The 21,044-nt window shown below is 71.2% G+C and carries 23 protein-coding genes; 6 read left to right on the forward strand and 17 right to left on the reverse strand.

Annotation, left to right across the window (positions count from 1 at the left end):
• Positions 1 to 4: 4 nt before the first annotated feature.
• Positions 5 to 832 carry an FkbM family methyltransferase gene (locus J2X36_RS06425; RefSeq protein ID WP_132249969.1) on the reverse strand — a complete coding sequence of 276 codons (828 nt, stop codon included), beginning with the start codon at positions 830 to 832 and terminating at the stop codon, positions 5 to 7.
• 110 nt (positions 833 to 942) lie between these two features.
• Here J2X36_RS06425 and J2X36_RS06430 point away from each other — a divergent pair, with 110 nt between their 5' ends.
• Positions 943 to 1,707 carry an alpha/beta fold hydrolase gene (locus J2X36_RS06430; RefSeq protein ID WP_310347392.1) on the forward strand — a complete coding sequence of 255 codons (765 nt, stop codon included), beginning with the start codon at positions 943 to 945 and terminating at the stop codon, positions 1,705 to 1,707.
• Positions 1,708 to 1,711: 4 nt separating this feature from the next.
• Here the strand turns inward: J2X36_RS06430 and J2X36_RS06435 are convergent, their stop codons facing one another.
• The 10 genes from J2X36_RS06435 to J2X36_RS06480 all read right to left on the reverse strand — a co-directional run bounded on the left by J2X36_RS06435 (position 1,712) and on the right by J2X36_RS06480 (position 8,000).
• Positions 1,712 to 2,473: an ABC transporter permease gene (locus tag J2X36_RS06435; protein WP_132249965.1), complete on the reverse strand. Its 762-nt coding sequence runs from the start codon at positions 2,471 to 2,473 to the stop codon at positions 1,712 to 1,714.
• Entirely contained in the window at positions 2,470 to 3,396 is a 927-nt protein-coding gene (locus J2X36_RS06440) for an ABC transporter ATP-binding protein (protein ID WP_310347393.1), read from the reverse strand. Before J2X36_RS06440 ends, J2X36_RS06435 begins: the two co-directional genes overlap by 4 nt.
• Before the next feature lie 77 nt (positions 3,397 to 3,473).
• On the reverse strand, positions 3,474 to 3,959 hold the full coding sequence (locus J2X36_RS06445) for an ATP F0F1 synthase subunit B (protein ID WP_174804869.1): 486 nt from the start codon (positions 3,957 to 3,959) through the stop codon (positions 3,474 to 3,476).
• A gap of 19 nt (positions 3,960 to 3,978) precedes the next feature.
• Complete coding sequence (locus J2X36_RS06450; protein ID WP_132249959.1) at positions 3,979 to 4,560, reverse strand: F0F1 ATP synthase subunit B; 582 nt, start codon at positions 4,558 to 4,560, stop codon at positions 3,979 to 3,981.
• A gap of 110 nt (positions 4,561 to 4,670) precedes the next feature.
• Complete coding sequence (locus J2X36_RS06455) at positions 4,671 to 4,898, reverse strand: F0F1 ATP synthase subunit C (protein WP_007566773.1); 228 nt, start codon at positions 4,896 to 4,898, stop codon at positions 4,671 to 4,673.
• A 59-nt stretch (positions 4,899 to 4,957) separates the two neighbouring features.
• A complete protein-coding gene (locus J2X36_RS06460; protein ID WP_132249957.1) occupies positions 4,958 to 5,713 on the reverse strand; it encodes a F0F1 ATP synthase subunit A in 756 nt (251 codons plus the stop codon).
• 76 nt (positions 5,714 to 5,789) lie between these two features.
• Complete coding sequence (locus J2X36_RS06465; RefSeq protein WP_132249955.1) at positions 5,790 to 6,167, reverse strand: AtpZ/AtpI family protein; 378 nt, start codon at positions 6,165 to 6,167, stop codon at positions 5,790 to 5,792.
• Between the two features lie 224 nt (positions 6,168 to 6,391).
• Positions 6,392 to 7,045, reverse strand: coding sequence for a DsbA family protein (locus tag J2X36_RS06470; protein ID WP_132249953.1), 654 nt, complete (start codon positions 7,043 to 7,045; stop codon positions 6,392 to 6,394).
• 100 nt (positions 7,046 to 7,145) lie between these two features.
• Positions 7,146 to 7,631 carry a DUF721 domain-containing protein gene (locus tag J2X36_RS06475; RefSeq protein ID WP_132249951.1) on the reverse strand — a complete coding sequence of 162 codons (486 nt, stop codon included), beginning with the start codon at positions 7,629 to 7,631 and terminating at the stop codon, positions 7,146 to 7,148.
• A 78-nt stretch (positions 7,632 to 7,709) separates the two neighbouring features.
• Positions 7,710 to 8,000 carry a TM2 domain-containing protein gene (locus J2X36_RS06480; protein ID WP_310347447.1) on the reverse strand — a complete coding sequence of 97 codons (291 nt, stop codon included), beginning with the start codon at positions 7,998 to 8,000 and terminating at the stop codon, positions 7,710 to 7,712.
• 125 nt (positions 8,001 to 8,125) lie between these two features.
• Between J2X36_RS06480 and mutY the strand changes: the two genes are divergently transcribed.
• Positions 8,126 to 9,448, forward strand: a complete 1,323-nt coding sequence (mutY, locus tag J2X36_RS06485; protein ID WP_310347449.1) for an A/G-specific adenine glycosylase — start codon at positions 8,126 to 8,128, stop codon at positions 9,446 to 9,448.
• 37 nt (positions 9,449 to 9,485) lie between these two features.
• On the opposite strand, the gene ssuD is transcribed toward mutY, so the two are convergent.
• From ssuD to msuE, 6 genes are read right to left on the reverse strand one after another with little or no spacing between them, the layout of a single operon-like run.
• The gene (gene ssuD, locus J2X36_RS06490) at positions 9,486 to 10,661 is read right to left on the reverse strand and encodes an FMNH2-dependent alkanesulfonate monooxygenase (RefSeq protein WP_310347451.1); all 1,176 of its coding nucleotides are present in this window, start codon (positions 10,659 to 10,661) and stop codon (positions 9,486 to 9,488) included.
• 25 nt (positions 10,662 to 10,686) lie between these two features.
• Positions 10,687 to 11,517 (reverse strand): ATP-binding cassette domain-containing protein, encoded by an 831-nt coding sequence (locus tag J2X36_RS06495; protein WP_310347453.1) that lies wholly within the window; start codon positions 11,515 to 11,517, stop codon positions 10,687 to 10,689.
• 4 nt (positions 11,518 to 11,521) lie between these two features.
• Complete coding sequence (locus J2X36_RS06500; RefSeq protein WP_132249941.1) at positions 11,522 to 12,313, reverse strand: ABC transporter permease subunit; 792 nt, start codon at positions 12,311 to 12,313, stop codon at positions 11,522 to 11,524.
• A gap of 5 nt (positions 12,314 to 12,318) precedes the next feature.
• Complete coding sequence (locus J2X36_RS06505; protein WP_310347455.1) at positions 12,319 to 13,320, reverse strand: sulfonate ABC transporter substrate-binding protein; 1,002 nt, start codon at positions 13,318 to 13,320, stop codon at positions 12,319 to 12,321.
• Positions 13,321 to 13,344: 24 nt separating this feature from the next.
• The gene (locus J2X36_RS06510; protein ID WP_310347457.1) at positions 13,345 to 14,295 is read right to left on the reverse strand and encodes an aliphatic sulfonate ABC transporter substrate-binding protein; all 951 of its coding nucleotides are present in this window, start codon (positions 14,293 to 14,295) and stop codon (positions 13,345 to 13,347) included.
• Positions 14,292 to 14,891 (reverse strand): FMN reductase, encoded by a 600-nt coding sequence (gene msuE / locus J2X36_RS06515; protein WP_132249935.1) that lies wholly within the window; start codon positions 14,889 to 14,891, stop codon positions 14,292 to 14,294. The genes J2X36_RS06510 and msuE overlap by 4 nt, the downstream gene beginning before the upstream one ends.
• Positions 14,892 to 15,726: 835 nt before the next feature.
• On the opposite strand from msuE, the gene J2X36_RS06520 reads away from it, so the two are divergent.
• Genes J2X36_RS06520 through J2X36_RS06535 form a run of 4 tightly spaced genes read left to right on the forward strand, consistent with a single transcriptional unit; the run spans position 15,727 to position 21,042 of the window.
• Positions 15,727 to 16,026 (forward strand): hypothetical protein, encoded by a 300-nt coding sequence (locus J2X36_RS06520; protein WP_245516758.1) that lies wholly within the window; start codon positions 15,727 to 15,729, stop codon positions 16,024 to 16,026.
• Complete coding sequence (locus J2X36_RS06525; RefSeq protein ID WP_310347459.1) at positions 16,023 to 16,655, forward strand: TetR/AcrR family transcriptional regulator; 633 nt, start codon at positions 16,023 to 16,025, stop codon at positions 16,653 to 16,655. Before J2X36_RS06520 ends, J2X36_RS06525 begins: the two co-directional genes overlap by 4 nt.
• Positions 16,652 to 17,896 (forward strand): efflux RND transporter periplasmic adaptor subunit, encoded by a 1,245-nt coding sequence (locus tag J2X36_RS06530; RefSeq protein WP_310347462.1) that lies wholly within the window; start codon positions 16,652 to 16,654, stop codon positions 17,894 to 17,896. Before J2X36_RS06525 ends, J2X36_RS06530 begins: the two co-directional genes overlap by 4 nt.
• Positions 17,897 to 17,943: 47 nt before the next feature.
• Positions 17,944 to 21,042: an efflux RND transporter permease subunit gene (locus J2X36_RS06535; protein ID WP_310347463.1), complete on the forward strand. Its 3,099-nt coding sequence runs from the start codon at positions 17,944 to 17,946 to the stop codon at positions 21,040 to 21,042.
• Positions 21,043 to 21,044 lie beyond the last annotated feature (2 nt).

The following is a 21,044-nucleotide window of genomic DNA, read 5'->3' on the forward strand; positions in this document are numbered from 1 at the left end:
CCGGCTACCCCCGCTCGAACACGAGATTGAGCTTGGTCCGCGCGATCTCCCGATAGCCGTAGCCCTCGAGATGCGTCGGCAGGTCGAGCTGCCAGCGATCGGTGCCGTTCTCCACGATCAGGAGCTTCGGCAGCAGCGCGGGCGGCGCCTCGCGCAGGAACGGCTCCAGGATCAGATCCTCGGCGCCCTCCACGTCGAGCTTGACCGCGTCGATCCGCTCGATCCCCTCGCCGCGCACGAGGTCGAGGAGCGTCATGGCGGGGACCTTGATCTGCGCGCCCTCGTTGGTACCGACGATCTTGAGGCTCGATTCGCCGCGGTTGCGTGGGTCGATGAACAGCGTCAGCTCGCCCGCCCGGTCGGCGAGCGCGCAGGCGATGGCCTTCACGGTGCCGAACGGGTTCTGGGCGATGTTGTAGGTGAGCCGGTCGAACACGTCGGGCTGCGGCTCGACGGCGAGGATGCGGGCGCGCGGGCCGGCGAAGGCCGCCACGAACAGCGCGTAGGCGCCGATATTGGCCCCGATGTCGAGGAAGACGCCGTTCTGCGGCAGCCGCTCCTTCAGGAGGGCGCGCTCCTTCGGATCGAAGAACTGCGGGGTGAAGAGCACCTTCTTCTCGCAGTTGTTGTTGTAGGGGTAGAGCCGCATCCGGGCGCCGAAGCGTTCCACGTCGAGGGGCTGGCCCCGCAGCAGCGTGATCGCGAGCCGGCGCAGCGCCAGCGCGAGGCGGCGGCCGCGCCAAGTGTCCGGCGAGAAGCGCCCGGTCCGATCGGCGATGCGCGCGACGAGGCCGGCGGGCGCGTAGGTTCCGTAGGGCTGCGTGTCCGTCATCGGCGATGGTGATGCCAGCCGGATCGTCACGCTGCAAGCCGCGGGCGCATTGCGCCGCGCGGCGTGGCTGATCTAAGCGGGTCGGCGACGATCCGAGAGGCGGCGACGCAATGCAGACCTTCGATTCCGACGGCGTGACCATCGCCTACATCGACGTGCCGGCTGTCGGGGGAACAGGCGATCCCGTCCTGCTGATCCACGGCTTCGCCTCGAACCATGCGGTGAACTGGGTCAACACCCTCTGGGTGAGGACACTGAGCCAGGCCGGCTACCGGGTGATCGCCCTCGACAACCGCGGCCACGGGGAGAGCGAGAAGCTCTACGATCCGGCGGCCTACAGCTCCGAGGCGATGGCGGGGGACGCGTTGCGCCTCCTCGACCATCTCGGTATCGCGCGGGCCGACATCATGGGCTACTCGATGGGGGCCCGCATCACCGCCTTCCTCGCCCTCGACCACGCGGAGTGCGTCCGCTCGGCCCTGTTCGGCGGCCTCGGGATGCATCTCGTGGAGGGGAGGGGGCTTCCCGGCGGCATCGCCGAGGCGCTTGAGGCGCCGCCCGGCGCGCCGGCTTCGAACCCGACCGCGCAGGCCTTCCGCACCTTCGCCGAACAGACGCGCAGCGACCTGCGGGCGCTCGCCGCCTGCATGCGGGGCTCGCGCCAGACCCTGTCGCGGGCCGAGATCGCCCAGATCGAGGTGCCGGCCCTCGTCACCGTCGGCACCCTCGACACCGTGGCGGGATCGGCTGCCGGCCTCGCCGCCCTGATGCCGAACGCCCGGGCGCTGGAATTGCCCGACCGCGACCACAGCACGGCGGTGGGTGCCAAGGCCCACCGGGACGGCGTGCTGGCCTTCCTCGCCGCGCGGCCCTGACCGATCAGCTCTTCAGCCGATAGCCGGTCCGGAAGATGTAGGTGACGAGGCCGAGGCAGAGGGCGAGGAACAGGCAGGTCATCGCGACGCTGAGGCCGAGGCTGACGTCGGCCTTGCCGAAGAAGGCCCAGCGGAAGGCGCTGATCAGGTAGACGACCGGGTTGAACAGGCTCACCGCCCGCCAGAAGGGGGGCAGCATCTCGATCGCGTAGAAGCTGCCGCCGAGGAAGGTGAGCGGCGTCACGATGAGGAGCGGCACGAGCTGCAGCTTCTCGAAGCCGTCCGCCCACAATCCAATCACGAAGCCGAACAGGCTGAAGGTGATCGCGGTCAACAGGAGAAAGGCCACCATCCAAACCGGGTGCTCGATGTGCAGCGGCACGAACAGGGCCGAGGTCGCGAGGATGATGAGCCCGATCAGGATCGACTTGGAGGCCGCCGCCCCGACATAGCCCACCACCACCTCCGCCGGCGAGATCGGCGCCGACAGGATCTCGTAGATCGTCCCGGCGAAGCGCGGAAAGTAGATGCCGAAGGAGGCGTTGGAGATGCTCTGCGTCAGGAGCGCCAGCATCATCAGGCCGGGCACGATGAAGAGCCCGTAGGGCACCCCGTCGACCGCGCTGACGCGCGAGCCGATCGCGGCGCCGAAGACAACGAAGTAGAGCGAGGTCGAGATCACGGGCGCCAGGATGCTCTGCATCGAGGTGCGCCAGAACCGGGCCATCTCGAAGCCGTAGATGGCGCGGATCGCGTGCCAGTTCATGCGCGCTCCTTCACGAGGTCGACGAAGATGTCCTCCAGCGAGCTCTGGCTGGTGTGCAGATCGCTGAAGCGGATGCCGGCGGCGGACAGCGCGGTGAGGAGCCCGGTGATGCCGGTGCGCTCGCCCTGCGTGTCGTAGGTGTAGACGAGCTCCTGGCCCCCGTCGGCGAGTTCGAGCTCGAAGCCCGACAGCGTTTCGGGCAGGGTGGCGAGCGGCGCCTGCAGCTGGAGGGTAAGCTGCTTGCGGCCGAGCTTGCGCATCAGCTCCGCCTTCTCCTCGACCAAGATGATGCGTCCGCCGCGGATCACGCCGACACGGTCGGCCATCTCCTCGGCCTCCTCGATGTAGTGGGTGGTCAGGATGACCGTGACGCCCTGATCGCGCAGGCGCCGCACGAGCCGCCACATGTCCTGGCGCAGAGCCACGTCGACGCCCGCGGTCGGCTCGTCGAGGAAGAGGATCTGCGGCTCGTGCGAGAGCGCCTTGGCGATGAGGACGCGCCGCTTCATCCCGCCCGACAGCGTCATGATGCGGCTGTCGCGCTTCTCCCAGAGGGATAGGTCGCGCAGCACGCGCTCGATATGGGCGGGATCCTTGCGCAGGCCGAACAGGCCGCGGGTGAAGCTCACCGTGTCCCAGACAGTCTCGAAGGCGTCCGTCGTCAATTCCTGCGGCACGAGGCCGATCGCTTTGCGCGCCGCCCGGTAATCGGCGCGGATGTCGTGCCCGTTCGCCCGCACTTGGCCGGATGTCGGCGTGACGATGCCGCAGACGACGTTGATGAGCGTCGACTTGCCGGCGCCATTCGGCCCGAGGAGCGCGAAGATCTCGCCCCGCCGGATCGTCAGGCTCACCTCGCTCAGGGCCGCGAGGCCGGAGGCGTAGGTCTTCGAGAGGTTCTCGATCTCGATGATCGGCTGCATGACTGCCTTTCGAGGGGGCCGGCTTCCGAAACGAAAAAGCCGCCCGGAGGCGGCTTCTCGAAGGATGTCGGCACGGTTCAGGCGCGCAGGCGGTTCCGGACCTCGCCGAGGCTCAGCCGGACGAGATCCTGGGCGGCCTCGCCCTGCATGCGCTCCCGCAGGATCGTCTCCGAGACCCGGACGGCGGCATCGGCTGCCGCAGCCCTGACCTGGGCGGCGGCCTGGGCCTCCGCCTGGGCGATCTTGGTCTCGGCGGCCTTGGTGCGGCGGGCGACGAAGTCGTTGAGGCGGGTGTGACCCTCCTCGGCGATGCGCTCGGCCTCCTCGCGGGCGGAGGCGACGATCGCCTCGGCCTCGCGCTCGGCCTCGGTGCGGCGGCGCTTGTAATCCGCCAGGACCGCGGCGGCCTCCTCGCGCAGGCGGCGCGCCTCGTCGAGCTCGGAGCGGACGCGCTTGGCGCGTCCGTCGAGACCCTTGGTCATCATGCCGAAGCCGCCGACCTTCCAGACGATCGCCAGGAAGACGACGAAGGCGACGGCGACCCAGAATTCCGCTGTCATCAGCATCGGTGTCGTTCCCGTCTCAGTGCGCGGTTGCGGCGCGGTCGAGCGCCCGGTCGATGCTGGCCGAATCCGGGGCCTGTCCGGTCAGGCGCTCGACGATGGCCGAGGCCGTCTCGCCCGCGATCTCGCGGACGTTGCCCATCGCCTCGCCGGTACGCTGGCGGATGGTCGCCTCGGACGCGGCGAGCTTCTGGTTGAGGTCGGCCTCGAGGGCCTTGCGCTTCGTCTCCGCCTCGGCGGAGAGCGCGTTGCGGGTCGCCTGGGCGATGTCGCGGGCCTTGGCCTGTGCGTCGGCCAGGGACTTCTCGTAGGCCGCGCCGGCGGCGTCGGCCTCGGCCTTCATCCGCTGGGCCTCGTCGAGATCGGAGGAGAGCCGGTTCGCCCGGTCGTGCAGGATCGCCTGGATCCGCGGCAGGGCGACCTTGTCCATCAGGTAGTAGAGGAGCCCGAAGGCGAGGGCGAGCCAGATCAGCTGCGAGAGGAAGGTGTGGCTCTCGAAGGGCGGAAAGGCACCCCCGTGCGGCGCGGGCTGCTCGCTATGCGCGCCCACATGCGTGTCGGAGCCAGGCGGGGGGGTGGTGAGTGCGTTGGGCTGCGCCATGGCCTCGTCCGTTGGCTGATGAAAAACGAGCGCCCCGCACATTCGGAGCGCTCACCCCTGTCGAGCGGCTCTCCGCGGCCAGTGCCGCGGAGGCAGCGGGTCCGCCGATCTCAGACGGCGAAGAGCAGCAGGAGCGCGATCAGCAGCGAGAAGATGCCGAGCGCCTCGGTGAGGGCGAAGCCCAGGAGCAGGGTGGCGCGCTGGCCGTCGGCCGCGGAGGGGTTGCGAAGGGCGCCGGCGAGGAACTGACCGAACAGGTTGCCGAGGCCGATGCCCGCACCTGCCATGCCGAGGCAGGCGAGGCCGGCGCCGATGTACTTCGCAGCGACGGGATCCATGAGTAACTCCTGAGGTGTTGGAAGAACGAGTGATCGTTTTCGGCGGGTGGAGCCGACCGTCAGTGGCCGGGGTGAAGGGCGTCGTTGAGGTAGATCGCCGTCAACGTCGCGAAGACGTAGGCCTGCAGCGCGGCCACCAGGAACTCGAGGGCCGTGAGCGCGATCGTCAGCGCGAGCGGCAGGGGCGATAGCACGCTCCAGGCGCCTGCGGAAAGCAGCGCCGCCACGAAGAACGCGAAGATCTTCATCGCGATATGGCCGGCCAGGACGTTCGCGAAGAGACGGACGGAGAGGCTGATCGGCCGCGACACGAAGGAGATAATCTCGATCGGCACGAGGATCGCGAGGAGCGGCTTCGGCACGCCCGACGGCACGAACAGGCCGAAGAAGTGCGAGCCGTGCTTCATCACGCCGTAGCCGATGACGACGCCGATCACGAGGGCCGCGAGGCCGAAGGTGATGATGAGATGGCTCGTGACCGCGAAGGCGTAGGGGATCATCCCGAACAGGTTGAGCACCAGCACGAACATGAAGAGGGAGAAGACGAGCGGCAGGAAGCGCTTGCCCTCGTCGCCGGTCGCCTGGTGGAGCGTGTCGGCGATGAACTCGTAGAAGATCTCGGCCAGCGACTGCATCCGGCTCGGCACGACCGAGCGGCTGGAGGTGGCTACGATCGTGATCAGCGCGATGACGCCGACGGCGGCGAACATGTACAGCGCCGACTGCGTGAAGGCGAGCTCCTGATTGCCGATGTGCCCCAGCGACACGAGCGGCTTCAGCTCGAACTGGTGGATCGGGTCTACACTGACCGCCATGCCCGCTTCCGTCCCTTGTTGTCAGCCGGGCGCCCCGGGATTCCGCCCCGGGCCGTCCCGCGAAGCCTGTCGTCTCTCAAGATCCCCGACGATCGTCCGGTCCGGAGCGCTGCCCGCCGAAGCCGGACGCGCGCATCACGTTGTAGACGCCCGTGACGAAACCCAGCATCAGGAACACGATCAGGCCCCAGGGTTTAGTCCCCAGTAGATGATCGAAGATCCAGCCGAGGATCCCCCCCGCGATCACGCCGGCGACGAACTCCGTGGAGAGTCGCATCGCCTGCCCGAGGGGGGACGGCCCGGCAGACCCGGAACGCGACGAAGGCCCGGGAGTGGCCGAGGGCCGCTTCCGTTCAATCTGCGTCTCGAGACGTCTGAGCCTCGCGGAGAGATCGCTGTCCGGTGTCGCTGCCCGGCCGTTGTCCCCCTCGTGCTTCGCGTCGTTGCCGCTCACGGCGATACTCACAACATCAGCGAGAGGCGAGAGGAACCGGCTGGAACGCCCCCTTCAAGCGCGGCGCACCATAGTTTCGCCCTCCTTGGGTGTCAAGGCGAGCTGAATACAATCTAAGTTATTGCACGCTCTGCAGAATTGCCGTTTCGGAGCGCAATCGGCGAAACGTTCTTCTCACATGTTCCGGAGGGCGGCCCGGCACTCCGCGAGCCGCCCCGAACGGGTCATGCGCCGAGGATCGGCTTGATGACCTTCTCCATGCCGTCGAGGGTCATCTCGCCCTTGTAGCGCTCGCCGTTGATGAAGAAGGTCGGGGTCGAATCGACCTTGAACGTGTCGAGCCCGCGCTGCTTCACGGCGTTGATGCCTGCGTAGAGCTTCTGGTCCTTGAGGCAGGCCTCGAACTTCTCCTTGTTGATGCCGGCTTGGCGCAGGAGGCTCTCCAGGGCATCGACGGGCGATTGCGGCTTCTGGACGAAGGCCCAGTTCGCCTGCTGATCGAAGAGCAGATCGGTGATCGGATAATACTTCGCGTCGCCGTCGCAGCGCGCCAGCATGAAGGCGGCGGTCGCGAGCGGGTCGAGGGGGAATTCGCGGAGCGTGAAACGCACCTTCCCGGTGTCGATGTAGCGCTCCTTGAGCGCCGGCCAGGTCTGGCGATGGAAGGCCGCGCAATGCGAGCAGGTCATCGAGGCGTACTCGATGATCGTGACCTTGGCATCCTTCGGCCCGAGCCAGACGTCGCCGAGGGGGCCGGGCTGCATCAGCGCGGCGACGTTCTCGCTCTGCGCGAGCGCCGACAGCGTGAGCTTCGGCAGGAGGACGGCCGCGCCGAGCGCGAATCCGGTGGCTTTGAGGGCGTCGCGCCGGGTGATCATGTCGTGACGGGCTCCGGTAGGGAACGTGCACCTGAGACGGTTGCGGTAGAATCTCGGCGCCGGCGTGGCAAGGCGCCGTGCCGTCGCCCAGGGCTGCCTCTCAGCGCTTCGGCCCGGACGCCACCACCGCCGTGCCCAGGCGGTCGAGGGCGTCCCGCAGGGCGTCGTCGCCGATCTTCGAGACGGCGAGCGCGACCTCGCCCCGCCGCACGGGATCGATGCGTGGCGGCTCGACGCGGCGTTGCGCCGCTCCGACCCGGCCCTGCTTCATCACGATGCGGCCGATGCAGGCCCAGCCGTAATGCGCGTTGATCCGCTCGATCACCACGGGCGCGAGATGCTGCAATTCCAGGGCGAAGACGCCCTCGACGCGCACCACCAGGGTGCCCGGCTCCGGGCGGCCGTCCTCGTCCTTGCGGCGTCGGCGCGGCCATTCGAGCTTCGAGGGCTGGCAGAAGCGGGCGAGGCGCGGGCCGACGATGTCGGGCCACGCCGCGAGGATGTCCGTCGACGCGAAGCCCTGGGCCGCGAAGGCAGGGCCCACGCAGGACTGGATGAGTTCGGCCAGCGGTTTGACGCGCGCCATGCGGAGAGACACTGCCCGGACGAGACCCTTGTTCCGGCGCAGTGTAGCGCGAGGACGGTTTCGGGAAACCTGCCGCGCTCAGACGGTGCCGATCGTCAGGGCCTGCTGCGTCAGGCAATCACGGATCTGGTCCTGGCGGGCACGAACCAGGCCCGGAATCAGGAAGACGTCGATCAGGACCCAGATAAAGCCGATCAGCACGAGGTTGCACAGGATCTGCAGGATGGCGGTGCCGGTTCGGCCCAGATAGAACCGGTGCGCCGAGAAGGCGCCGAGGCAGAACCACAGGATGTAGGCCACGCCGACACTGGGCCCGTCGTTCGAGACCCGGGTCTCGATCAGAATTCGGTCCTGGGTCGTCAGTGCCATGAGGCCGGCTCGTCTGTAATGGTCAAGCTGGGCTAGCACGGGGTTCGGGCGAGGTCCAGATCACGCCCTGTTGCCCGCGCCCACCCCTTGGAGAGCCCGGACCAGCCGGTTATGCAGCGCCGCGCATGGCAAAGCCTGGATTCCAGACCGACCCGCCTCGGGCCGCCGACCTTCTGTGCTGGTACGACCGGCACCGGCGCGTCCTGCCGTGGCGGGCGCTGCCCGGCGAACAGCCGGACCCGTACCGCGTCTGGCTCTCCGAGGTCATGCTGCAGCAGACCACGATCGCGGCCGTGCGGCCGTATTTCCAACGGTTCCTCGACCGCTTTCCCACGGTCGAGGCCCTGGCGGGGGCGCCGGAAGAGGCCGTGATGTCGGCCTGGGCGGGACTCGGCTACTACTCGCGCGCCCGCAACCTGCATGCCTGCGCGAGGGCGGTGGCGGCGGCCGGCCGCTTCCCCGACACGGCCGAGGGCCTGCGCCGGCTGCCCGGCATCGGCGCCTACACGGCGGGCGCCATCGCGGCGATCGCCTTCGAGCGGCCCGAGGCGGCCGTCGACGGCAATGTCGAGCGCGTGGTGACGCGCCTCTTCGCGATCGAGGCGCCTCTGCCCGGCAGCCGTGCCGAGATCCGCCGCCTGACGCAGGCGCTGGTCCCGGCCGAGCGCCCCGGGAATTTCGCGCAGGCGGTGATGGATCTCGGCGCCACGATCTGCACGCCGAAGCGCCCGGCCTGCGCCCTCTGCCCCTGGATGGCCCCCTGCCGCGCCCGGGACCTCGGGCTGCAGGAGACATTTCCGCGCAAGCTCAAGGTGGCGAAGGGCGCGCTGCGGCGGGGCGCGGCCTTCGTCGCCGTGCGCAGCGGCGACGACGCGATCCTCCTGCGCACGCGCCCGCCGGAGGGGCTGCTCGGCGCGATGGCCGAGCCGCCGATGAGCCCTTGGGAGATGGATTACGATCCGGCCCGCGCCCTCCTCGACGCGCCGCTCGATGCGCGCTGGCGGCGGCTGCCCGGCCTCGTGCGCCACGGCTTCACGCATTTTCCCCTGGAACTGACCGTGTTCCACGCCCGCGTCGGCCTCGACACGCGGGTCCCGGAGGGCATGCGCTTCACGCCTCGCCGCGACCTCGGCGAGGAGCCGCTGCCGGGCCTGATGAAGAAGGTGCTGGCCCACGCCTTCGACCCGAAGCCCGAGGCGGAGAAGAAGCCGCGCGGCCGCCCGAAACGCGAGCCCGAGCCCGCGCCGCTCCTCGCCATGGCGGAGACGCCTCGGGAGCCGTCCGCGCCTGCGCCCCGCTTCCGTCCCGTGCCCAAGCCTGCGCCTCGGCCGGCCGCTCGCCCGGCCGAGGGCGGGGCCGAGGGGGAGGAGGAGGGGCCGCCCGAAGCCGGACCCGGCTCCAAGAGGCCGGCCACGCGCCCTCGGCGCCCGCGGGCACCGAGACGCTAGGTCGGCGCGGTGACGGCCGGACCTCGGCCGACGAGCCTCAGTGCGCGGCGATGCGGCGGCTCGGGACGATGTCGTTGGCGATGACCTCGCCGAACGGCCCGTCGTTGCGGGCATCCGTCGGGGCCTTCCCGGTCGTCGCCCTCAGGGGAAGCTTCGGGAAGACGAGCTCGGCGAAGCGGTACGTCTCCTCCAGGTGCGGGTAGCCCGAGAGGATGAAGCGGTCGATGCCGAGGTCGATGTACTCCTTCATCCGGTCCGCGACTTGATCGGCCGATCCGACGAGGGCGGTCCCGGCGCCGCCGCGCACGAGCCCGACGCCGGCCCAGAGGTTCGGCGAGACGACGAGCCGGCTGCGGTCGCCGCCGTGCAGCGCCATCATCCGGCTCTGGCCGACCGAATCCTGGCGCTTCAGCGTCTCCTGCGCCCGGGCGATCGTGGCGTCGTCGAGCCGCGAGATCAGCCGCTCGGCCTCGGCCCAGGCCTCGCTCTCCGTTTCGCGCACGATGACGTGCAGGCGGATGCCGTAGGAGAAGGTCTTGCCGCGCCGCTCCGCCGCCTCGCGCGCGCGGGCGATCTTCTCGGCGACACCCGCCGGCGGTTCGCCCCAGGTGAGGTAGACGTCGCAATGGTCGGCCGCGACCTCGATGCCGGCGGGCGACGAGCCGCCGAAATAGAGCGGCGGATAGGGCGCCTGGACGGGCGGGAAGATGACCCGGCCCGCCTCGCAGCGCAGGTGCTTGCCCTCGAAGCTGACGGTCTCGCCGGCGAGCAGCCCGCGCCAGATCGTCAGGAACTCGTCCGTGACGACGTAGCGCTCGTCGTGCTCGAGGAAGACGCCGTCGCCGCGAAGCTCGACCGGATCGCCGCCCGTCACGACGTTGATGAGGAGGCGGCCGTTCGAGAGCCGGTCGAGGGTCGCGGCCATGCGCGCGGCGACGGAGGGCTCCTGCAGGCCGGGCCGCACGGCGACGAGGAAGCGCAGCCGCTCGGTCAGGGGCGCGAGCGCCGAGGCGACGACCCAGGAATCCTCGCAGGAGCGGCCCGTCGGCAGCAGCACGCCGTAATAGCCGAGATCGTCCGCGGCCTGCGCGATCTGGCGGAGGTAGGGCAGGGTGACGGACCGCGCGCCCTCGGCGGCGCCGAGATAGCGCCCGTCGCCATGGGTCGGCAGGAACCAGAGGACGTCGGCGCGCCCGTCATTCGGCTGGGTCATGGGGTCAGGTCCTTGTCGGTTGCGCTCAGGCGGCCTTCCCGCCGAGCAGGTATTCGAGGATGCGGCCTTCCAGCGCCGCGAGGCGCGGGTCGCCGCGGCGGCGGGGACGGGGCACGTCGACCTTGAGGTCGAGGGCCACGCGCCCCGCATCGAGGACGAGGATGCGATCCGCGAGTGCCACCGCCTCCCCGACGTCGTGAGTCACGAGGAGGGCCGTGAACCGCTGCGCCTGCCAGATCCGCTCGATGAGATCCTGCATCCCGATCCGGGTGAGGGCGTCGAGCGCCCCGAGGGGCTCGTCGAGGGCCATGAGACCGGGCCGGCTGACGAGCGCGCGGGCCAGCGCCACGCGCTGGCGCTGGCCGCCCGACAGCGTCGCTGGCCACGCGCCGGCCTTGTCGGAGAGGCCGACCTCCTCCAGCGCGGCCGCCGCCCGGGCTCGGCGCTCCGCCCGCGTGCCCTGGCCGGTCAGGCCGACCGCGACGTTGTCGAGCACGCGCGCCCAGGGCAGCAGCCGCGGCTCCTGGAACATGATCCGGCGCGGGCTGGCGCGGCGCCGGGCCGCCTCCGCATCGTCCAGCCGGATGCGGCCGGCGCTCGGCGTCTCCAGCCCGAGGATCAGGCGCAGCAGGGTGCTCTTGCCGCAGCCCGAGCGTCCCACCACGGCCGTGAAGCCGCCGGCCGGCAGGTAGAGATCGAGCCCTTCGAGGACCGAGGCCTCCCCGAACCGCTTGGCGAGCCCCTGCACGGTCACGGCGATGCCGCGGTCGGCGGCGGCCGGCGGCGGGCCGGCCGTCGGCGGCACGGCTTCGACGCGTCGCGTCGCGGTCTCGGGGCGGGTGAGATCGAGCAGCATGGGATCAGACCGTCCGGTAGGCGGGGTTCCAGGCGAGGCAGACGCGCTCCAGCCCCCGTGTCAGCGCGTCGGCGAGCTTGCCCAAGGCCGCGTAAATCAGGATCGCCAGGACCACGACGTCGACGAGCATGAACTCGCGCGCCTGCATCGCCATGTAGCCGAGGCCGGAGGAGGCGGAGATCGTCTCGGCGACGATGAGCGTCAGCCACATGATGCCGAGGCCGTAGCGCAGGCCCACGAAGATCGAGGGCAGCGCGCCGGGCAGCACGACGCGGCGGAACAGCTCGCTGTTCGTCATGCCGTAGACGCGGCCCATCTCGACGAGCGTCGGGTCGACCGAGCGGATGCCGTGGAGCGTGTTGGCGTAGATCGGGAAGAACACGCCGAGGGCGACGAGGAAGAGCTTGGCCTCCTCGCCGATGCCGAACCAGAGGATCACGAGGGGGATCAGCGAGAGGTGCGGGATGTTGCGCACCATCTGCACGCTGGTGTCGGTGAGCCGCTCGGAGCGCGGCGACAGGCCGTTGGCGAGGCCCAGCGCGAAGCCGATGCCGCCGCCGATGGCGAAGCCCGCCAGCGCCCGCAGGGTGCTGACGCCGAGGTTGGTCCAGAGCTCGCCCGAGCGCGCCGCCTCGATCCCTGCGCGCGCCACGTCGAGCGGGGCCGGCATGAAGCGGTTCGAGACGAGCCCGAAGGAGACCGCCGCCTGCCAGCCGCCGAGGATCAGTGCCGGCAGCAGCCAGGGTGTGAGGCGCGCGACGGTGCGGGACGTCAGCGTGTCGAGTCTCTCGGTCATCGCGCTCATCCGTTGCGTGCCGGCGTCCAGACCGCGTCGGCGACCCGGAGCGGCTTCGGCAGCAGCCCGAGGGCGTGGAAGGCGTCGGCGACACGCTGCTGGTCCGCGATGGTCTCGGCATCGATCGGCCTGACACCGTAGGAAAGCCGCCCCAGAGCGACCGTCAGGACCGGCGCGGGAATCCCGACCGAGGGTGCGAGCTCGGCGGCGACCGTCTCCGTATTGGCCTTCGCCCAGGTGTCGATCTCGCCGATCGCCCCGATCGTGGCCTCGATCGCGGCCCGGTGCGTCTCCACGGCCCCGCGGTTCGAGAGGTAGAACTGGCGGTTCGGCGCGAGGCCGGTGCCGCTGACAAGCGTGCGCGCCCCGGTGCTGCGCTCGGCCGAGGCGAGGTAGGGATCCCAGATCACCCAGGCATCGACGGAGCCGCGGGCGAAGGCGGCCCCAGCATCGGCCGGGCTCAGCCAGGCGAGGTTGACCGCCTCGTAGGGCACCCCGGCCTCGGCCAGCGCCCGCACGAGCAGGTAGTGCACGTTCGAGCCCTTGTTGAGGGCGATCGTGCGGCCGCGCAGATCCGCTACCGTGCGCACGGTGCTGTCGCGGGGCACGAGGATCGCCTCGCCGAGCGGCGCGGGCGGCTCGTTGGCGACGTAGCGCAGATCCGCGCTCGCGGCCTGCGCGAAGATGGGCGGTGCCTCGCCGGCCGAGCCGAGATCGATGGCGCCCGCGTTCAGGGCTTCGAGGAGCGGCGGGCCGGAGGGGAACTCCGCCCAGGTCACGCGGTAGCCGAGCGGCTTCAGTCGCTGCTCCAGCAGGCCCTTGCCCTTCAGGAGGACGAGGGTTCCGTATTTCTGGTAGCCGACCCGCAGGAGGCCGGGCTCGGCCGCGCGGACCGGGCGGCCCGCCGCGAGGGCCGCGGCCCCGAGGGCGCCCGCGAGGACGGAGCGGCGGCTCGGCGCCGAGAGGGGGGGCGCCGCGGCGGCGCGTGGGCGGGAGGGGTCGGTCATCGGGATCGTCTCGGCTCTCGGGCCTCAGCCATTGCGGTTCGGGAGGTGCCAGACCGCGTCGGCGACGCGGATCGGCCGCGGGATCAGGCCGGCGGCGTGGAAGCGGTCGGCGATGCGCTGCTGCTCGGCGGCGGCTGCCGGGCTCATCGGGCCGATCACGTAGTCGGTGCGGTCGACGGCCCTGCGGGTCGCGGCCAGCGGCACGCCGGTGCCCTTCGACAGGATCGCCGCGACCTCGCCGCGGTTGGCCTCGCACCAGCGGGCCACGCCCGAGAGGGCGTCGATGGCCTCGGCCAGCACGGCGCTCCGCCTTTCGGCGAAGCGGCGGTTGGCCAGGAAGTAGTTGTTCGGCCGCGCGATGTCGGTGCTGCGCGCGAGGACGCGCGCGCCCGGCTGGGCCTCGGCGATGGCGAAATACGGGTCCCAGATCGTCCAGGCGTCGATGCTGCCGCGGGCGAAGGCGGCGGACGCGTCGGCGGGGGCGAGCGTCACGGGCTCGATGTCGGCGTAGGCGAGGCCGGCCTTCTCGAGGGCCGCCAGGGTCAGGTTGTGGGCGCTGGATCCCTTGGCGAAGGCGACGCGGCGCCCCTTGAGATCCTGCAGCCGCTCGATCTTCGAGCCGGCAGGCAGGAGGATGCCGGCGCCGGACCCTCCGGCCTCCTGCGCGGCCGCGTAGACGAGGTCGGCCCCGGCCGCCTGCGCGAAGATCGGCGGCGCATCGCCCGTCTGCCCGAAATCGATGCTGCCGAGGCCGAGCGCCTCCAGGAGCGGCGGCCCGAAGGAGAACTCGACCCAGCGGACGCCGTGGCCGAGGCGCGCGAGGCGCTCCTCGATGACGCCCTGCTGGCGGGCGACGACGAGGATGCCGTTCTTCTGGTAGCCGATCCGGAATTCCTCCGCCGCCCGGGCGGGCCGCGAGGCTGCGGGGAGCGCGGCCGCGAGACCCGCGGCGAGGAGGCGGCGGCGGTCGATCATCGGCTGGCCGCCGCGACGGGGGACCCGGCCGACGCGTCCTCGGGCCGGATCCCGGGCAGGAGCCCGCGGGTCAAGAGGGCGGCGAGCTGGCCGGCGGCGTCCTGGACGCGCGCGCGGACGCCGGCATCGGTGAGGGCGTAGTCGGTGAAATCGGCGTTGGACCCGTAGACGGCGGTCGGGAGCTGGAGGGCGTTGAAGAAGCCGAACAGGGGGCGGAAGGCGTGCTCGACGACGAGGGCGTGGCGCGCGCCGCCGCCGGTCGCGGCGATGGCGACGGGCTTGTTGGCGAGGGCGCCCGGTTCGACGAGATCGAACAAGTGCTTGAAAAGTCCGGTATATCCGCCCTTGTAGACCGGCGAGCCGACGACCAGGGCGTCCGCTTCCTCGATGGCTTCGACGACGCGCCGGGCCGGCAGGGGCAGCGCGCTGCGGGTCCAGGCCGAGCCGAGGCCGGGGCCGGCATCGACGAGGTCGAACAGGCGGACCTCCAGCGGGGCCTGGGCCGCCGCCGCGCCGGCGATCGCCTCCACCAGCACCCGTGTCCGCGACGGCCGCTGCAGATTGGCGCTGATGCCGACAAGTCTCGGTCTGCTCATACTCAAGATCTCCGCAGATGTTCCGCTGCCGGTGGAGAGATGTGACGGCGGCGTCCGCCCGCCGCCGCAAGACGGCCGGAACCGCCCGCTCTGGCCTGTTCGAGGTGTCGGAAAGGCTGACCGGAAGCGCCGCGCAGGTCAATGAAACGATCGTTTTAAAGAACAGAGGATGCGAGAGGATCCATCTCCGGATCGGGGCAAACGGAGATGTTACGTTGTCTTGCAGGCACCGAAGCGAGCCGATGCGTGCATTCGGGCCGCGATAGGAGAGAGGGCGTTCCTTTTAGAGAACGATCTCGCCCCCCTCTCATGGCGCCCGATCCGCCGGCAAGCCTCGCCCAACGGAATCATCTCGATGTGCCGCGCGGCGGAGAACGCGGACGCCGCCGATCTCGGAGACCAGCAAAAATCCTTCCCTGAACGCGCTGATGGGAAGGACAAATGCCTGCGCCGCGCTGATCGGCTCCACGAAGATTGACTTCGCGGCTCAATCGACTTGACCGGGGTGGGTTCATCCTGGAGAAGAACGCGGGGCGAGACCCGCCTTGGCCGCCGATGTCCCACGCCTTCGTCGGGCAATTCTGTCCACCGATCCGGACCCCTGTGAACGCGGGGACGCGGATTGTCCGCGTGTTCCATGATCACGTGCGCGATCTCGCGCCGACCCCCCGCGACGTTGATCGCGATCATGGCCGCCGCCCGCCTCCGCACCCCGCCGGCCGGCCGTCCGATGTGCCGTGGGGCACCCGGCGGAGGAGGTCGATCCAGATGAGAATGAACGTTCATTGACGCGAGAATGAACGTTCATTACTCCTTCTGGGAGACAGGAGCCCGCATGATCAGCGCCGTCCCGACCCTTCGCCATGATCGCCGTCGCCGGCCGGATCCCGCGCCGCTCGCGGGGCGCGCTCTCGCGCAGCTGCGCGCCGCCTCCTCGCCGGCGAACCTCCTCCTCGTCGCGATCCTGCTCGTCGGCTGGCTGGCCCTGATCGGCTGGACGGGCGCCGGGCCGCGGGGATGGCAGGCGCGGCTCTGCGCCGGGCTCGCGGCGCAATCCCAATCCTGCGGCGCCCTGCCGGTCTCGGACGCGACGCCGGGCGCCGCGACCGCCCGCGGGCTCGGGGGGCTGTCGTGAGCGCGGCGGCCGGCGCCGTCCTCGACGCGCGCGGCGGGCAGGCGGCCCGGCGCGAGCACATCCTCGATGCGGCCGAGGCCTGTTTCGTGCGCAACGGCTTCCATCGCAGCACGATGCAGGACCTCGCCCGCGAGGCGGGCATGAGCCCCGGCAACATCTACCGCTACTTCGAGTCGAAGGAGGCGGTCGTGCTCGGCCTCGCCGACCGGGAGCGGGCGCGCGGAGGCGCCCTCGTCGAGCGGCTGGAGCGGGAGGGCGACCGGCGCGGCGCGCTCCTCGGCATCATCGAGCGCTACTTCCTGGCGATCACCCGCGAGACCGCGGTGCTGCGCGTCGAGATCTGGTCCGAGGCCAACCGCAATCCCGACATCGCCGCCATGGTCGTCCGGAGCGAGGAAGAGGCCCGGCTCTGGTTCACGCAGACGCTGGCCGCGCTCGCCGTCTCGCCGGCCTGCGACCCGGTCGCCCTCTACGGGGCGATGGGGCCGCTCATGAAGGGCATCATCATCGAGCGGGCGATCCTGCCGGATTACGACCCGGCCCCGTCCGTCGCCCACCTCCTCGGGCTGATCGAGGCCGGCCTCGAAGGCCGCCTGCCGGCCGCTCACGGGAACGAGACAGACCGATGAAACCGATTCTCCGGCACGCCGGGCCCGCGCTTCTCGCGCTCGGCCTGTCCGCATGCCCCGTCCTCGCCGAGACCGCCCGGCCGACCGCCCAGAGTCCCGCCCAGCCGCGCCCGGCGCCCGCGATCAGCGTGGTCGAGGCGGCCCGCCGCGAGATCGTGGAAACGGTCGTCGTCACTGGCACCCTGGTTCCCCGGGACGAGATCCTGATCACGCCCGAGATCGAGGGCTACCGCGTCACCGAGGTGCTGGTGGAGGAGGGGGCCCGCGTCGAGCGCGGGCAGGTGCTGGCGCGCCTCTCGCGCGACCTGATCGACCGGCAGCTCGCCCAGCAGAACGCCCTGGTCGACAAGGCGTCCGCCGCCGTGCCCCAGGCCCGGAGCACCATCGAGCAGGCGGAGGCCGCCGAGCTCGAGGCCCGCCTCGCCCATGACCGCGCCCGGCAGCTCCTGCAGACCGGAAACGCCACCGCTGCGGTGATGGAGGGGCGCACGGCCTCGCTCCGGCAGGCCGAGGGCAAGCTCGCCTTCGCCCGCAACGGGCTCGTCATCGCCAGGGCGGAGCTCGCCCAGGCGCTCGCCGTGCGCGACGAACTGCAGCTCCGGCTCGCCCGCACCGAGATCCGCGCGCCGGAGGCGGGCATCGTCAGCCGCCGCAGCGCGCGGGTCGGGCTCGCCGCCTCGGCCTCCGCCGAGCCCCTGTTCCGGATGATCGCCCGGGGCGAGATCGAGCTCGAGGGCGAGGTCATCGAGACGAAGCTGCCGCTGCTCCGCGAGGGCAAGCCGGCCTGGATCGAGATCGGCGACGGAGAGCGCGTCGCGGGCAGCGTCCGCGCGGTCTACCCGGAGGTCGACAAGGCCACCCGCCTCGGCAAGGTCCGCGTCCGCCTCGATCCCGACCCGCGCCTGCGCATCGGCACCTTCGCCCGCGGCGCCGTCGAGCTCGCCCGCACCCGCGGCGTCGCCGTGCCCCAGGCCGCGATCCTCTATGGCGGCGCGAAGCGCAGCAGCGTCCTCGTCGTCGCGGGCGATGCGGTGGAGGCCCGCGAGGTCCGCACCGGCCTGACCAACGACGACGACGTCGAGATCCGGTCCGGCCTCGCCGAGGGCGAGCGCGTGGTGGCCCGGGCCGGCAGCTTCCTGCGCGACGGCGACCGGGTGCGCCCCATCCTCGTCGCGGCGCCGGCAGCGGCGCTCGCCGGCACGCCCGCGCCGCGCGACACCGCGGAGGCCAGCCTGCCCTGAGGGGCGGACGGCCGCACCAACCCCCTGTCCCCGAGCCGGTAGCCCCGATGCGCCTGAACGTCTCCGCCTGGGCGATCCGCAAGCCGATCGCGCCCCTCGTCCTGTTCCTCGTGCTGGTCGTCCTCGGCCTCGTCAGCTTCCGGGGGCTCGCGGTCACGCGGATGCCGAACGTCGACGTGCCGATCGTCTCGGTCACGATCACGCAGGGCGGCGCCGCGCCCTCCGAGCTTCAGACCCAGGTCACGAAATGGGTCGAGGATTCGATCGCGGGCGTGCGGGGCGTCAAGCACGTCACGTCGAGCATCACCGAGGGCTCCTCGGTGACGACGGTCGAGTTCCGGCTCGAGGTGAACACCGACCGCGCCGTGAACGACGTCAAGGACGCGGTCTCCAAGATCCGCATCAACCTGCCGCGCACCATCGACGAGCCCGTGATCCAGCGCGTCGAGATCGCCGGCCTGCCCATCCTCGTCTACGGGGTGACGGCGCCCGCCATGACGCCGGCCGAGCTGTCGTGGTTCGTCGAGGACAATGTCGCCCGGACCCTGCAGGGCGTGAAGGGCGTCGGCGGCGTCGAGCGCGTCGGCGGCGTCGCCCGCGAGGTGCGGGTCACCCTCCAGCCGGACCGCCTGCTCGCGCTCGGCATCACGGCCGCGGACGTGAACCGGCAATTGCGCCTGACCTCCGCCGACATGGCGGGCGGGCGCGGCGAGGTGGGCGGGCGCGAGCAGTCGATCCGGACGCTCGCCGCCTCGCGGAGCGTGCGCGACCTCAAGGCCACCTCGATCGTGCTGCCCGGCGGCCGCAAGGTCCGCCTCGACGACCTCGCCACGATCGAGGACGGGATCGAGGAGCCCCGCACCTTCGCCCGCTTCAACGGAGAGCCGGTGGTCGCCTTCGCGGTCTCGCGGGGCTCGGGCGCGAGCGACGCCGAGGTCGCGGCGGGCGTCGAGAAGCGCATCGCCGAGTTCCGCCTGAGCCACCCCGACATCGCCTTCGAGACCATCGATTCCTCGGTCTCGGCGACGATCGGCAGCTACGATTCGGCCATGCACACCCTCATCGAGGGTGCGGCGCTCGCCGTCGTGGTGGTGCTGCTGTTCCTGCGCGACTGGCGGGCGACGCTGATCGCCGCTCTGGCGCTGCCGCTCTCGGTCTTTCCGACCTTCTGGGCGATGGACGCGCTCGGCTTCACGCTCAACGGCATCAGCCTGCTCGCCATCACCCTGGTGACGGGCATCCTCGTCGACGACGCCATCGTCGAGATCGAGAACATCGTCCGCCACATCCGGCTCGGCAAATCGCCCTACCGCGCCGCGATCGAGGGCGCGGACGAGATCGGGCTCGCCGTCATCGCGATCACCGCGACCCTGATCGCCGTGTTCGCGCCCGTCTCCTTCATGAGCGGCATCGCGGGCCGCTACTTCATCCAGTTCGGGCTGACCATCGCGGTCTCGGTGTTCATGTCGCTCCTCGTCGCGCGCCTGATCACGCCCATGCTCGCCGCCTATTTCCTGCGCGGCCACCGCCATGAAGAGGAGCGCGAAGGCGTCGTGATGCGCGCCTACGGCCGCCTCGTCGGCTGGTCGGTGCGCCACCGGATCGTCACGCTGATCGTCGGCCTCGCGCTGTTTGCCGCCTCGCTCGCCTCGACGGCGCTGCTGCCCTCCGGCTTCCTGCCGAAGCAGGACAATGCGCGCACCCTGTTCATGGTCGAGCTGGCGCCGGGCGCGAAGCTCGCCGACACCGTCGCGGTGTCCGACCGCGTGGTCGCCCGCATCCGCGCGCTGCCCGAGGTGACCTCGGTCTTCGTCGATGGCGGGCGCCAAGCCGGCGGCAAGAAGGAGACCCGGCTCGCGACCCTGACCGTGAACCTCGTGCCGAAGAACGCGCGCCGGAAGAAGCAGGCGGCGATCGAGACCGAGATCGCGGCCCTCCTCGCCGAGGAGCCCGACATCCGCTCCTGGACCCTGCGCGACAGCGGGCAGCGCGACCTCGCCCTCGTGGTGAGCGGGCCCGACGCCGCGGAGGTCAAAGAGGTCGCGGCGCGGCTGCAGCGCGACATGGCGGCGATCCCACATCTCGTGGCCGTGATGTCGACGGCCCCGCTCGACCGGACCGAGGTGCGCATCCGCCCGAAGGAGGGCGCGGCGGCCGATCTCGGCGTGACGACCGACGCCATCGCCGAGACGGTGCGCGTCGGCACGATCGGCGACATCGGCCTCAACCTGCCGAAGTTCAACGCCAAGGACCGTCAGGTGCCGATCCGGGTGCAGCTCCCCGAGAGCGCCCGCGGCGCCGTCTCGCGGCTGGAGAACCTGAAGGTGCCGGCCAAGAACGGGACGGCGGTGCCGCTCGCGGCCGTGGCCGAGATCGAGCTCGACAAGGGACCGGGTGCGATCGACCGCTACGACCGCGCCGTGCGCGTCGCGGTCGAGGCCAACATGGAGGGCTCGGACGCGCTCGGCTCGCTGATCGCCCAGGCGCTCGCCACCCCGACCGCGAAGAGCCTGCCGCCGGGCGTCACCATCCGCCAGACGGGCGACGCCGAGATCATGGGCGAGGTCTTCTCCGGCTTCCTGATGGCGATGGGCGCCGGCATCATGATGGTCTACGCCGTGCTGGTGCTGCTGTTCGGCTCGTTCCTGCAGCCGCTCACCATCCTGTTCTCGCTGCCGCTCTCGATCGGCGGCGCGATCCTCGGCCTGCTCCTCCTCAACATGCCGATCTCGATGCCCGTCGTCATCGGCATCCTGATGCTGATGGGGCTCGTGACCAAGAACGCGATCATGCTCGTCGACTTCGCCGTCGAGGAGATGGCCCGGGGCGTCGACCCGGTCACCGCCATCGTCGATGCCGGCCGCAAGCGTGCCCGGCCGATCGTGATGACGACGATCGCCATGGGCGCCGGCATGGTGCCCTCCGCGATGGCGCTCGGCGTCGGTGGCGAGTTCCGGGCGCCGATGGCGGTCGCGGTGATCGCGGGGCTCATCGTCTCGACGCTGCTCTCCCTGGTCTTCGTGCCGGCGGTGTTCCTGCTGATGGACAGCCTCTCGCGCCTCCTCGGCCGGCTCCTCGGCCGGTTCGTCGGCGCCCGCGACGAGCCCGGCGCGACGCACCCGCCCGCGGCACCGGCCGCCGGCTAGGC

The sequence above is a fragment of the Methylobacterium sp. BE186 genome (genome assembly GCF_031457035.1).
Taxonomy (GTDB): Bacteria; Pseudomonadota; Alphaproteobacteria; order Rhizobiales; family Beijerinckiaceae; genus Methylobacterium; species Methylobacterium segetis.

Coding starts and splice junctions, on each gene's coding strand:
- J2X36_RS06425 (WP_132249969.1), bottom strand. CDS start 832: ATGACGGACACGCAGCCCTACGGAACCTACGCGCCCGCCGGCCTCGTC.
- J2X36_RS06430 (WP_310347392.1), top strand. CDS start 943: ATGCAGACCTTCGATTCCGACGGCGTGACCATCGCCTACATCGACGTG.
- J2X36_RS06435 (WP_132249965.1), bottom strand. CDS start 2,473: ATGAACTGGCACGCGATCCGCGCCATCTACGGCTTCGAGATGGCCCGG.
- J2X36_RS06440 (WP_310347393.1), bottom strand. CDS start 3,396: ATGCAGCCGATCATCGAGATCGAGAACCTCTCGAAGACCTACGCCTCC.
- J2X36_RS06450 (WP_132249959.1), bottom strand. CDS start 4,560: ATGGCGCAGCCCAACGCACTCACCACCCCCCCGCCTGGCTCCGACACG.
- J2X36_RS06455 (WP_007566773.1), bottom strand. CDS start 4,898: ATGGATCCCGTCGCTGCGAAGTACATCGGCGCCGGCCTCGCCTGCCTC.
- J2X36_RS06460 (WP_132249957.1), bottom strand. CDS start 5,713: ATGGCGGTCAGTGTAGACCCGATCCACCAGTTCGAGCTGAAGCCGCTC.
- J2X36_RS06470 (WP_132249953.1), bottom strand. CDS start 7,045: ATGATCACCCGGCGCGACGCCCTCAAAGCCACCGGATTCGCGCTCGGC.
- J2X36_RS06475 (WP_132249951.1), bottom strand. CDS start 7,631: ATGGCGCGCGTCAAACCGCTGGCCGAACTCATCCAGTCCTGCGTGGGC.
- J2X36_RS06480 (WP_310347447.1), bottom strand. CDS start 8,000: ATGGCACTGACGACCCAGGACCGAATTCTGATCGAGACCCGGGTCTCG.
- mutY (WP_310347449.1), top strand. CDS start 8,126: ATGGCAAAGCCTGGATTCCAGACCGACCCGCCTCGGGCCGCCGACCTT.
- ssuD (WP_310347451.1), bottom strand. CDS start 10,661: ATGACCCAGCCGAATGACGGGCGCGCCGACGTCCTCTGGTTCCTGCCG.
- J2X36_RS06495 (WP_310347453.1), bottom strand. CDS start 11,517: ATGCTGCTCGATCTCACCCGCCCCGAGACCGCGACGCGACGCGTCGAA.
- J2X36_RS06500 (WP_132249941.1), bottom strand. CDS start 12,313: ATGACCGAGAGACTCGACACGCTGACGTCCCGCACCGTCGCGCGCCTC.
- J2X36_RS06505 (WP_310347455.1), bottom strand. CDS start 13,320: ATGACCGACCCCTCCCGCCCACGCGCCGCCGCGGCGCCCCCCCTCTCG.
- J2X36_RS06510 (WP_310347457.1), bottom strand. CDS start 14,295: ATGATCGACCGCCGCCGCCTCCTCGCCGCGGGTCTCGCGGCCGCGCTC.
- msuE (WP_132249935.1), bottom strand. CDS start 14,891: ATGAGCAGACCGAGACTTGTCGGCATCAGCGCCAATCTGCAGCGGCCG.
- J2X36_RS06520 (WP_245516758.1), top strand. CDS start 15,727: ATGATCAGCGCCGTCCCGACCCTTCGCCATGATCGCCGTCGCCGGCCG.
- J2X36_RS06530 (WP_310347462.1), top strand. CDS start 16,652: ATGAAACCGATTCTCCGGCACGCCGGGCCCGCGCTTCTCGCGCTCGGC.
- J2X36_RS06535 (WP_310347463.1), top strand. CDS start 17,944: ATGCGCCTGAACGTCTCCGCCTGGGCGATCCGCAAGCCGATCGCGCCC.